At 39.6% G+C, this 11,845-nt stretch carries 10 protein-coding genes; 1 reads left to right on the top strand and 9 read right to left on the bottom strand.

The window, feature by feature from the left end; all coding sequences use genetic code 11:
• Positions 1-49 precede the first annotated feature (49 nt).
• Positions 50-886 (bottom strand): purine-nucleoside phosphorylase, encoded by an 837-nt coding sequence (locus MM213_RS07795; RefSeq protein WP_241411102.1) that lies wholly within the window; start codon positions 884-886, stop codon positions 50-52.
• A gap of 158 nt (positions 887-1,044) precedes the next feature.
• Between MM213_RS07795 and MM213_RS07800 the strand changes: the two genes are divergently transcribed.
• A complete protein-coding gene (locus MM213_RS07800; protein ID WP_241411104.1) occupies positions 1,045-1,569 on the top strand; it encodes an NADPH-dependent FMN reductase in 525 nt (174 codons plus the stop codon).
• Between the two features lie 3 nt (positions 1,570-1,572).
• Here MM213_RS07800 and ftsZ read toward each other — a convergent pair whose 3' ends face one another.
• The 8 genes from ftsZ to mraY all read right to left on the bottom strand — a co-directional run bounded on the left by ftsZ (position 1,573) and on the right by mraY (position 11,844).
• Positions 1,573-3,237 carry a cell division protein FtsZ gene (gene ftsZ, locus MM213_RS07805; protein ID WP_241411106.1) on the bottom strand — a complete coding sequence of 555 codons (1,665 nt, stop codon included), beginning with the start codon at positions 3,235-3,237 and terminating at the stop codon, positions 1,573-1,575.
• Positions 3,238-3,504: 267 nt separating this feature from the next.
• Entirely contained in the window at positions 3,505-4,839 is a 1,335-nt protein-coding gene (ftsA, locus tag MM213_RS07810; RefSeq protein ID WP_241411108.1) for a cell division protein FtsA, read from the bottom strand.
• A gap of 10 nt (positions 4,840-4,849) precedes the next feature.
• Positions 4,850-5,605, bottom strand: a complete 756-nt coding sequence (locus tag MM213_RS07815) for a cell division protein FtsQ/DivIB (RefSeq protein ID WP_241411110.1) — start codon at positions 5,603-5,605, stop codon at positions 4,850-4,852.
• Entirely contained in the window at positions 5,595-6,989 is a 1,395-nt protein-coding gene (gene murC / locus MM213_RS07820; RefSeq protein ID WP_241411112.1) for a UDP-N-acetylmuramate--L-alanine ligase, read from the bottom strand. Before murC ends, MM213_RS07815 begins: the two co-directional genes overlap by 11 nt.
• Positions 6,986-8,095, bottom strand: coding sequence for an undecaprenyldiphospho-muramoylpentapeptide beta-N-acetylglucosaminyltransferase (gene murG / locus MM213_RS07825; RefSeq protein WP_369413891.1), 1,110 nt, complete (start codon positions 8,093-8,095; stop codon positions 6,986-6,988). Before murG ends, murC begins: the two co-directional genes overlap by 4 nt.
• Before the next feature lie 12 nt (positions 8,096-8,107).
• A complete protein-coding gene (locus tag MM213_RS07830; RefSeq protein WP_241276395.1) occupies positions 8,108-9,280 on the bottom strand; it encodes an FtsW/RodA/SpoVE family cell cycle protein in 1,173 nt (390 codons plus the stop codon).
• Between the two features lie 10 nt (positions 9,281-9,290).
• Positions 9,291-10,631 (bottom strand): UDP-N-acetylmuramoyl-L-alanine--D-glutamate ligase, encoded by a 1,341-nt coding sequence (gene murD / locus MM213_RS07835; RefSeq protein ID WP_241411116.1) that lies wholly within the window; start codon positions 10,629-10,631, stop codon positions 9,291-9,293.
• Between the two features lies 1 nt (position 10,632).
• Positions 10,633-11,844 (bottom strand): phospho-N-acetylmuramoyl-pentapeptide-transferase, encoded by a 1,212-nt coding sequence (gene mraY / locus MM213_RS07840; protein WP_241411117.1) that lies wholly within the window; start codon positions 11,842-11,844, stop codon positions 10,633-10,635.
• Position 11,845: the final 1 nt, after the last annotated feature.

The raw sequence follows: 11,845 nt of genomic DNA on the forward strand, positions 1-11,845 counted from the left end.
TTGAACCTTGTGTCTTGTTTCTTGAATCTTGTGTCTTATATATAAAACCTCATATTTCCCTCACCAGCTCTTTGATGATTAGAGACATCTTTGGTTCTGCAATGGCTGCTGCGGCAAGGACTTCAGCAATACTGATTTTTTTGACATTCCCTGGCGAACATAAATCTGTGATGGCAGAAATTGCGAATACTTTCATCTCCATCTGCCTAGCCACAATCACTTCAGGAATGGTGCTCATACCTACCGCATCAGCGCCGATAGTTCTTAGGTATACATATTCAGCTTTTGTCTCCAAATTCGGGCCCTGCACTCCGACATATACACCTTGATTGACTTCAACATTGTTGTCCTTAGCAATTTCAAGAGCTTTTTCGATCAACTTAGGGCAATATGGTTCGCTCATATCCGGGAACCTTACTCCAAAGCTATCTAAGTTTTTGCCTCTCAACGGATTCTCCGGAAAAAGATCTATATGGTCATTCAATATCATCAAGCCTCCTATCTTATAGTCAGGATGTAAACCACCTGCTGCATTTGATACAAATAAATTATTTACACCTAAAGCTTTCAGGACTCTCACAGGAAAAGTCACCTCCTTCATGGAATAACCCTCATAATAATGGAATCTCCCTTGCATTGCGACAACAGTTTTGCCAGACAATTCTCCAACAATCAACTTGCCGCTGTGGCTTTCTACAGTAGAAACAGGGAAAAATGGGATTTCTTCGTATGGGATCTCATGGATGACATCGATTTGTTTGATTAGTTGCCCCAGTCCAGTTCCCAGGATAACTCCAACATCAATTTTCTTATTAAAAATATTACTGATATGATCTTTAGCATGTTTTATTTGCTCCAAATAATCAATTTCTGGTTCTTGCCTCATAATTTTTAATTTTGGACTAAAATACGGAAATGATTTAAGTTTAGGATGATTATCGGATACTTTGATAGGAAAGAAACATGGAAAATTAATATTGAATCTGGCGAAACTAAATATCTACACAAATTGTAGTATCATCATAAAAAAAGGAAAACGACGAGATGATCAAAATTATAGTTGGCACGAATAGAAAAAATTCAATTTCAAAGAAGATAGCACTCATATACCAAAACGTACTTTTAGAACTTGGAGAACAAACAGAAGTTTTGGAATTGGAGCATTTACCGATAGATTTTTCATTTTCAGCTTTGTATGAAAACAACGGAAAAAATGTGTTGTATAATAAGTTTCACAGTAAAGTAATGGAAGGTGACAAGTTTGTATTTATAGTTCCGGAATACAATGGGTCTTTCCCGGGAGTTCTAAAATCATTCATTGATGGAATGACATATCCCAATTCGTTTAGGAACAAAAAATGTGCAATGGTAGGAATTTCATCTGGAATAGGCGGTGGTGGCATCGCTTTGAGCCACCTTACCGACATCTTTCATTACTTGGGTATGCATGTACTCGCCCTCAAACTTAAGTATGCTAAGATCGAGGACAATATGTCAGATAACCTGCTCACCAACAGGCTGTACATGGAATTGCTTCAAACCCAGGCTGAAATGTTGATTAAGTTTTAATACTTAATCAACATTGTCATGCAGAAATCTATTGTTTTTCAAGAACTCATTGTCATCAGTCAAATTGAACCTTGAAATGCTCCTTTCGGAACTATGCTGCACATCATTTAATTTCACTTGCTTTCTTACAAATGCAGGCGTTTCCAATTTATCTTTGAATTCCTCAGGATTCTGATTGAAACTCTTGATGCTTTTCAGCTTTTCAAAACGCTCATGTGCTCTTTGAATTGCTTTTTGCTTCAATTGCTCATAATAATCGTTGCCATAAGCATTTTCGTCAGCTGCAGATTTTTCTTCCACCGGTGCTTTGGCTGTAGGCTGCTCTTCGTCCTGCAAAGTATATACTTTCTTTTCAGAATCTGAATTATTAGCTTTTACAAACTGAAATTCACCTTCCGCATCTTGTTCTTGTATTTCAACTTGCTTAGGAGCTTCTACCCTTTTGATTTCTTGAGCTCTTGATGCTTCTGCTGTAGTTTTGCTCTCAGTGGCAGTTGGTACCAAAGGCTTATTGAAAGTAAAAGTAAAAGTCTGTCCTGATTCAGCTGGAGCATCTTCTTCTATTTTTGAAGTTTTTCCAGATTCCAAATGAATCAATTTTTTCACAGGCTGTTCAACCTCTTCAGTAACTTCAATAACCTTACTCACAACTTGAGCTTGGCTATTGTTTCCACTTGGTGTAGCCAAAGCAGTCAACCTGTCCATTTCAAATCCTGTAGCAATCACTGTAACCCTGATTGCTTTACCCAAATCAGTGTCAATACCTTGTCCAAAAATAACTTCTGCTTCTTCTCCAGCTCTTTCTTGGATATACTCAGTGATTTCACTCAATTCATCCATAGAAAGTTCTTCATCTTCCCCTGACATGATTGACAACAAGATTTTCTGAGCTCCTTTGATATCAACATTGTTCAACAACGGCGAAGCAATTGCTTTTTCAGCAGCTTTGATAGCTCTTCCTTCACCTTCTTCGGTAGCAGAACCCATCACAGCAGCACCTGCATCTTTCATTACTGTTTTGACATCTTCAAAATCCACGTTCACATCTTGATGAACAGTGATGATCTCTGCGATTGATTTAGCAGCAGTCGAAAGAATATTATCAGCTTTAGCAAATGCCGATCTGATAGCAAGATTGCCATAAATTTCTCTCAATTTATCATTGAGGATAACCAAGACAGTATCACAATTATCTCTCAAAGCTTCGATACCCGCTTGGGCTGAATTCATTTTTTTCTTTCCTTCGAAAATAAAAGGGGCTGTAACGATCCCAACAGTCAGGATATCCAAATCCTTGGCTATCTTGGCAATCACTGGTGCTGCACCTGTACCTGTACCACCACCCATACCAGCTGTGATAAATACCATTTTGGTATTGTCAGAGAGTAATTCCCTAATTTCTTCTTTGCTTTCTAAAGCTGCATTTCTACCCTTTTCAGGATTGGCACCTGCTCCAAGCCCTTCGGTCAAGTTTGCACCCAACTGAAGTCTCAAAGGCACAGGACTGCTTTTCAAAGCCTGAGCATCGGTATTGACTACCACAAACTCTACATCCTTGATACCTTGGTTATACATGTGGTTCACCGCATTAGAACCACCTCCTCCGACACCTATCACCTTGATGATAGATTTGTGATTTTTTGGAAGATCAAATTTGTAATCTTTCATGTTATCTGACATTTTAAAATTTATTTTGGTGAACTATATTTTTCAATTATTTATATCTGCTTCCAAATCTATCCCTACATTTAATCAGGCACCTAATTTGAATTCAGCTACTGTCGACGGTGATCTGTCGATGATTATCCGCTTGATCCAATTGTTTTATTTACCTTTTGGTGTCATTTCGGATAATCCTATTAATTATTTTTAAAGAACTTAAAGAAGGGGGAAATGAAAAACAAGATCTCTCAAATCCCCTCAATTCGATAAGCCCTAGTAATTTCCTCCTTCGTCTCCCACATCTCCACCAATAATATCTTTAATTCGGCTTCCGATTCTGGTAAACAATTTATCAGCGTTAAGTGGTAGTCTTTCTTGAGGCTTCACTTTTAGACCTTGCTTAATTTCTCCTCCTGATTCTAGATTTCTTTCGTTGTATGAAGTCTCTCTATCATCTAGTGATTTGAATCCTGCAAGCACCAGACCAACTGTGGTCGCATACATAGGACTTTTTACCTCTTCGATTTTACATTTACCCAAATGTTCATTTGGATAACCAATTCTAGTATCCAATCCAGTCATATATTCAAAGAGTTGCGCTACGCCTTGCAGCTGTGCACCACCACCTGTCAATACAATACCAGCAGCCAATTTTTTATAATGCCCACTTGCAACTAATTCATTTTGGACATATTCAATAATCTCTTCCATTCTTGCCTGAATGATCGCGGCTAGGTTTCTGATAGAAATCTCTTTCGGAGGTCTGTTTCTTAGACCTGGAATTGACACTATTTCATTTGGATTGGCTTCTTCGGCTATGGCTTTCCCAAATTTTGTCTTCAATAATTCTGCTTGATGGTGCAATACCATACAACCTTCTTTAATATCAGTCGTGATGATATTTCCTCCCAAAGGAATGACTGCTGTATGACGGATAATGTTATCGTAGAAAATGGCAATATCTGTAGTTCCTCCTCCAATATCTACCAAACAAACACCTGCTTCTTTGTCAATATCCCCCAATACAGAAAGTGAACTTGCCAATGGCTCCAATATCAAATCTTGCGAGATCAGATTGGCTCTTTTGACACATCTATTGATGTTGTTGATAGCTGTGGTCTGTGCAGTGATGATATGGAAATCGGCTTCCAATCTAGAACCTGACATCCCAACAGGATCTTTGATGCCATCTTCATAATCGACAGTATAATCTTGTGGCATGACATGGATGATCGAATTGCCTGGAGGCACAACGATGTTTTCCATATCATTGGAAAGTCCACGAACATCTTCAATCGTAATTTCATCCTGATTTTGACGTCTTATTGTCACTCCATGGTGAACGGTACTTTTAATATGCTGACCTGCGATCCCCACGATCACCTCCCCAATATTCACATCAGCCATATCAGCAGCGTCTTGGACAGCTTTCTGTATTGCATTTACGGTTTTGTCGATATTGGTCACGATCCCTCTGATGACTCCATCAGAGACAGCTTTGCCCATGCCAAGCACTTCCAGTTTCCCAAATTCATTCTTACGCCCAATGATTGCGCAGATTTTGGTGGTTCCGATATCCAGTCCTACGATTAAGTTGTCATTTTCCATAGCCATTCAATTATTCACAAATAATTTGATCCTTATATTTTACATTCACTCTACTGTATGTATTCCATCCTTTTGCCGGAAGGATTTCATCATAGAAAAGTGAGATTTTTTTAAACTTTTCTTCAATATCCTTAGCGTCTCCAAACTCGATCACTTGTTTTCCAACTTGTTGGTTGAGCTTGATATTACCTTTTCTATTTATTTCCAATCCCGTAATTTGGGCTTTCCAGAAATCATCTTTTTCTATGTACTTAATCAGATTCAACAAATCTGAATGCTCCTTGCTCAAATCTTCCAATTCCAGCAATCGCTCCGCATAGGCACCCTCCAAAGTCAAAACCCGCGTCGTGTAATTCGGAGAGGTCGGTAGTATAATTCCTTCAGTAGAAATATATCCATCTGCTGCCATCGGCCTAACGATTCTTGCCATTGGTTTATATTGATCGATTTCTATCCAAACATTTCCTTTCAGATCTCCAAAAACCTCCGCATTCTTGACAAATGGATGGTCTTCAACTTTATTTTCAATTCTGCTGAAATTCAGTTCATTCATCAAAATCCCAGCATTCAGAATCGGAAACTCCGTCTTTAACTTTTCCAATATTTCCTTTTCATCGACAAAATAAACATCAGCAATAGCATTTACTTTCACCTGAATATTTGTCATTGTCTTCTCAGAATTCTTCTTCTCAACGAACCCGATAAATACCACCAATACTATTAGAATGATGGTAAAGCTGATAGATTTTTTCATGTTAGACTTCATCTTGCATCCATTTAGCTATTGGTCCAACTAACCTATCAATATCACCTGCGCCAATCGTCACAAGTACCTCAGGCTTGCTTACATTGAGATAAGTCAATAAGCTTTCTTTTGTCTGCAAGGATTTCATTCCAGACCTGATATTTGCCAAGAGCATTCCCGCAGTCACCCCTTCTATCGGCTGCTCTCTTGCAGGATAGATATCCAACAAAACAACTTCATCGGCAAGCGACAAACTATCGGAAAAACCTTCCGCAAAATCCCTAGTCCTTGTAAAAAGATGTGGCTGAAATACAGCTGTCAATCTTTTTGTAGGATACATGGCTTTTACTGAATTCAAAAAAGCCCTGATCTCCTCAGGATGGTGCGCATAATCATCTATATAAACCCTATCTTCCTTTTGAACGTGGGTTTCAAATCTCCTTTTGACTCCTCTGAATGTCTTCAATCCTTCTCTAATAGCCTCTTTATCTATTCCAAGATCAAGTGCGATGGCTATTGCCGGTAGCACATTTTCGACATTGTGATATCCAGGCATTCTCAATTCCAAGTTTCTTATTTCCTCTGCTTCATTCACAAAATCAAAGCTGAAGTAACCTGGCAAAGCTTTTACATTTGAGGCATGAATTGCTCCTTTGTCGATTCCATATTTTGTCACAGATAGCGCTTTGTAATCTCCTTTGGCTAAGTTTTCAAAAGCCTTAGATTGGATATAAAGCTTTCCATTTGGAGCTATGAGATCAATGAAATCACTAAAACCTGCTTTCATTACCTGATCGTCACCATAGATATCTAAATGATCCGGGTCAACGCTTGTCAAAATAGCTACATTTGGATGCAAATGGAGAAACGAACGGTCAAACTCATCTGCTTCGACCACGACAGTTACGTCCTGCCCCGACTCGTCATGGAGAATTAGATTACTTTGATAGTTTTGTGTAATCCCACCCAAAAACGCTGCAATATTTTTTCCACCATGCTTCAGCAAATGCGCAACCATGGAAGATGTGGTAGTTTTGCCATGTGTACCCGCCACTGCCACCGTCGGAAGATCTGCCGTGATCATACCTAACACTGCCGCTCTTTTTCTCAATTCAAACCCTTCATTGATGAAGAAATTCAATTGCTCAGAATCTTTTGGCATAGCCGGAGTCCATACGATCAATGTCTTTTCTTTGAAGTCCTTCACTTGTGAAGGGATGTTTTCAATAGCATCTTCAAAAGAAATCTCCATGCCTTCCTCTTCCAACTTTTCGGTCAAAGGAGAAGGTGTCTTGTCATAGCCTGACACTTTGATCCCAAGATGGTTGAACCATCGAGCCAAAGCACTCATGCCGATACCACCGATACCTAGAAAATGGACGCTATGTAGATTTCTTACATTCATTTTATTATTCCTTCCAAAGCTTCAATGATTTCAATTGCTGCATTTGGCTTTGCCAATTTTATTATGTTTGAAGCCAATTTCTCAGCTCTATTTTCATCATTCATCACTGAATCTACAGTGGATTTTAACTTGCCTATAGCCTCTGAGTCTTTCAAAAGTATCGCAGCTTCTTGGCTGACATAGGCCATTGCATTTTTGGTCTGATGGTCTTCTGCCACATTTGGTGATGGGATAAATATCACCGGTTTTCCTACCAAGCTCAATTCTGAAACCGACAATGCACCAGCTCTCGAAACCACCACATCTGCAGCAGCATAAGCTAAATCCATCTCTCTGATAAATTCATTCACATGAATTTCATTGAGTCCAGATTCTTTAACTTTTGCATTCATTTCTTCAAAATAAAAGCGCCCACATTGCCACAAAACCTGATAACCGGACTCTTCTAAAACTTTCATATCCTGCAAGACTGCAAGATTGATAGTCCTTGCCCCCAAGCTGCCACCTAAAACCAAAAGCGTTTTTTTGTCCGCTTTTAACCCAAACCGTGCTTCAGCTGCTTTTCTTTTTCCATTCAACTCCATGATGTCTTTTCTCACAGGATTCCCCGTGTAAGTCAATCTATCTTCTGGAAAAAAAGCACCCATATTTGGGTATGCAACACATATTTTTTGAGCCCTCTTTGAAAGCAGTTTGTTTGTCAAACCTGCATAAGAGTTTTGCTCTTGAATCAATGTTGGAATTCCTTTATTTTGCGCAGCATAAAGCAATGGCCCACTTGCATATCCACCCACTCCCACTACTGCGTTTGGTTTGAAATCTCTGATTAGACTTTTAGCTTTTTTTAAACTTGCCAACAGTTTGAATGGAAAGCTCAAATTTGAAAGTGTCAAACTCCTTTGCAAGCCGGCTACTTTCAAGCCTTCGATTTTGTAACCTGCTTCAGGGACTTTTTGCATTTCCATCTTACCTTCAGCTCCAACAAATAGAAATTCTGTGTAAGGATGTTTTTCCTTCCAAGCATTGGCAATCGCTATCGCAGGGTAAATATGCCCTCCGGTACCACCACCGCTGATCATGATTCTATATGTATTTGACTTTTTGATATACTGTTTTTTTTATGCTGCCTGTAATGATTTTCTAGGTATATTTTTCCCTTCCGAAATTGGTTCTACAGAATCTTCATGATCTCCGCGGCTAACGCTGAGGATAATCCCCAAAGAAAATCCTGTGAAAATCAATGAAGTACCACCCATACTCAAAAGAGGAAGTGGCAAACCTGTAATTGGTCCAAGCCCAACGGCTACAGCCATATTGACCATCGCTTGAAGGACTAGGGCAAAACTCAAACCTGCAGAAAGCAATCCTCCAAAAGGTTTGGTCGAGGATGCTACTATTCGCATGCCTCGGTAGAGTAAAGCCAAATAGAGAAACAAAACTGTCGCTCCTCCTACAAGTCCATACTCTTCGATGATTATCGCAAAGATGAAATCCGAATAAGGATGTGGAAGTGAATTTCTTTGTTCTGAATTCCCTGGTCCTTTTCCCGTAATTCCACCTGTGGAAATTGCTATATATGATTGCTCTGCCTGATAAGGAATCTCTTCTCCAGAAACGAAATTTTCTATTCTAGAAAAGAAAGTACCACCTCTCTGTCCCAATAAAAGGGATGTAGTCAATGCCAAGCCTCCTATCAAAACCACCATGACTATAAATCTCATCGGAACCCTTCCGATAAACATGAGCAAAAGACATGTCATCAATAGCAAGACTGCGGTGGACATATTCGCCATTCCAATCAAACCACATACAATGGCTATGGCAATCATGATTGGCAAAAATGTATTTTGAAAATCCCTTATATTCTGTTGTTTTCTAGCCAAAAGACTCGCAAGGGTAGCTATCAAAGCAAGTTTCGCAACATCTGAAGGCTGAAATGCCTGATCGATCAAAGGTATTGTCAACCATCTATTTGCTTCGTTGATATTGGATCCAAAGAAATAAGTGAATATCAACAAGGGAATAGAAGCAACCAATAACAATCGACCTATCAACCCAAATGTCTTATAAGGAATTTTGTGGACTGCCCACATCACTGCAAAGCTGACTACAACCAAAAAGCCATGCTTGATGATGTAGCTTTCAGTATCTCCTCCTCTATATTTGTATGCAAGCGAACCTGTAGCTGAATATACTACCAGCATACTGATGATGGACAAAATGATCACGATCCCCCAAATGATTGGGTCGCCCTTCAAATTATCATCTACAAACTTTTTCGCTGCGTTCATCATAACACCCTTATTTTTTCAATGCCTTTACCGCAGATTTGAATTGATCTCCTCTGTCCTCATAATTTTTGAAAAGGTCAAAACTTGCGCATGCTGGCGACAGCAATACCACATCTCCCCTTTCACCATATTCCAATCCCCAAGCCACAGCTTGAGCGATATCTTCTGTTTCTTTAATCCTTTGGACTTTGCCAGCAAAAGCCGACTTCAATTTTTCATTGTCCACACCAAGGCAAATCAGCACTTTAACCTGATCTTCTACAACAGGAAACAATACCGAATAATCATTTCCCTTATCAACTCCCCCTGCTATCCAAACCAAAGGTTCTTCAAAACTCTCCAAAGCGAAAGCTGTAGCATCCACATTGGTGCCTTTGCTGTCATTGATAAAAGTCACCCCTTTGATCACTTCCACCAACTCCATTCTATGTGGTGCGTTTTGAAAGTCCTTCAAAGCAGATTTTATCTTCTCCTCTTTTATCCCAACTGCCACAGCGGCAAGTGTTGCAAACATCACATTTTGCATGTTGTGAACTCCTCGGAGGGAAATCTCAGTTGTATCAATTTTGAAGTTGCTTTGCTTGTAGTTAATTGCAATTTCTTTCCCATTGAAATGACCACCTTCTTTTGGAAGCTTGGAAGTAGAGATTGTAACCTTATCAGCAGCAATTGGCGACACAACAAAGCCATTGTGGATATTCAGGTCATCGGCATAATAAATAGCAAGGTCATTTCCCTTCATATTCTTGAACAAAGAAATTTTCGAAGCTATATAATTTTCCAACTTATAATCATACCTGTCCAAATGGTCAGGTGTGATATTTGTCAATACTGCAACAGCTGGCTTGAAATCCGCAAAGCCATCAATCTGAAAGCTGCTCACTTCAATTACCCACCAATCTTTATCTCCATTCACCAATTGCCCTGCCCAACTCTGGCCCACATTACCTGCAAGCCCTACATTGATTCCTGCACTTTTCAGCAAATGGTAAGTCAAAAGTGTAGTCGTTGTTTTTCCATTCGTTCCTGTGATTGCTATCACTTTCCCTTCAGAAAATCTAAAAGCAAACTCCAATTCATCGATTACCGGGATTCCCTTTTCAGCCACCAACTTCATGATCGGAGCTTTTGGTGGAATACCTGGGCTTTTGATAATCTCATCTGCACTCAGAATTTCTGATTCTGTATGCTTCCCCTCCTCAAAAGGAATTCCTGCATCAGTCAAAGCCGTTTTTCTGGCTGCACTTATTGCCGCCATATCAGATACCCATACGGCATAGCCCTTTTGCTTTGCGAGCAATGCTGCTCCCAAACCACTTTCTCCGGCTCCAAGTATGACTATCTTCTTCATTTTATCTCAATTTCAATGTTGCTAAAGTGATGATGGCAAGGAGGATTCCAAGAATCCAAAACCTTGTTACAATCTTCGCCTCATGAATATTTTTCTTTTGATAATGATGATGCAATGGAGACATCAAAAAGACTCTCCTTCCTTCACCATATTTTTTTTTCGTGTATTTAAAGTATGATACCTGAATAATCACAGAAGCATTTTCGATCACGAAAATCCCGCAAAGAATAGGTATCAATAGTTCTTTTCTCAAAGTCAAAGACAAAACTGCAATCACACCACCTAGCATTAAGCTGCCTGTATCTCCCATAAATACTTGTGCCGGATAGGCATTGTACCATAAGAACCCAACACATGCACCAACAAAAGCTGCGCAGAAAATCACAAGCTCACCTGAATTTGGAATAAAGAATACATTCAGGTATTGGGAAAATATGGCGTTGCCGGAAATGTAGGCGAAAATCGCTATCGTCAAGCCGATAATAGCCGAGGTTCCCGCTGCCAATCCATCAATCCCATCTGTGATATTTGCTCCATTTGACACTGCTGTCACGATGAAGATCACGATAAGAATATAGAAAATCGGTGTAGCCGCTTCTCCAAGAAACCCAAATATCCTTTCATAATTCAATTCGTTGTCCTTCATAAAAGGAATGGTTGTCTTCATGGTCTTCACATCTCTAAATGCAGGTGTTTCAACTACCCCTTCCTCTATCGAAACAGGGTTGGTAAATTCACGTACAACTACGCCTTCATGAAAGTAGAGTGTAGCTCCAACCACAATTCCGATCCCTACCTGACCAATAATTTTAAATCTCCCTTTAAGACCATCCTTATTTTTTCTAAAAACTTTGATGTAATCATCCAAAAAGCCAATTCCACCTAACCATACAGTAGTTGCCAATAGCAGGATAATGTAGATGTTGTTGATATTCGCAAAAAGAAGGGTAGGAATAATTATTCCAGCCATGATCATCAAGCCCCCCATAGTTGGTGTGCCTTTTTTCTCAGCCTGACCTTCGAGCCCCAAATCCCTTACAGCCTCACCAATCTGCTTATTTCTGATCCAACTGATGATATTCTGACCAAAAGTGATCGTGATAATCAAGGAAACAAGCGCTGCCATACCTGCTCTGAAAGAGATATAGCGGAACACTCCCGTCCCTGGGATATCCAATACTTGGTCGAAATATTCAAAAATGGGGTATAACATC

The organism is Belliella alkalica (genome assembly GCF_022549785.1).
Classification (GTDB): domain Bacteria; phylum Bacteroidota; class Bacteroidia; order Cytophagales; family Cyclobacteriaceae; genus Belliella; species Belliella alkalica.

Coding starts and splice junctions, on each gene's coding strand:
- murD (WP_241411116.1), bottom strand. CDS start 10,631: ATGAAGAAGATAGTCATACTTGGAGCCGGAGAAAGTGGTTTGGGAGCA.
- MM213_RS07815 (WP_241411110.1), bottom strand. CDS start 5,605: ATGAAGTCTAACATGAAAAAATCTATCAGCTTTACCATCATTCTAATA.
- mraY (WP_241411117.1), bottom strand. CDS start 11,844: ATGTTATACCCCATTTTTGAATATTTCGACCAAGTATTGGATATCCCA.
- murC (WP_241411112.1), bottom strand. CDS start 6,989: ATGAATGTAAGAAATCTACATAGCGTCCATTTTCTAGGTATCGGTGGT.
- MM213_RS07830 (WP_241276395.1), bottom strand. CDS start 9,280: ATGAACGCAGCGAAAAAGTTTGTAGATGATAATTTGAAGGGCGACCCA.
- MM213_RS07795 (WP_241411102.1), bottom strand. CDS start 886: ATGAGGCAAGAACCAGAAATTGATTATTTGGAGCAAATAAAACATGCT.
- MM213_RS07800 (WP_241411104.1), top strand. CDS start 1,045: ATGATCAAAATTATAGTTGGCACGAATAGAAAAAATTCAATTTCAAAG.
- ftsA (WP_241411108.1), bottom strand. CDS start 4,839: ATGGAAAATGACAACTTAATCGTAGGACTGGATATCGGAACCACCAAA.
- ftsZ (WP_241411106.1), bottom strand. CDS start 3,237: ATGAAAGATTACAAATTTGATCTTCCAAAAAATCACAAATCTATCATC.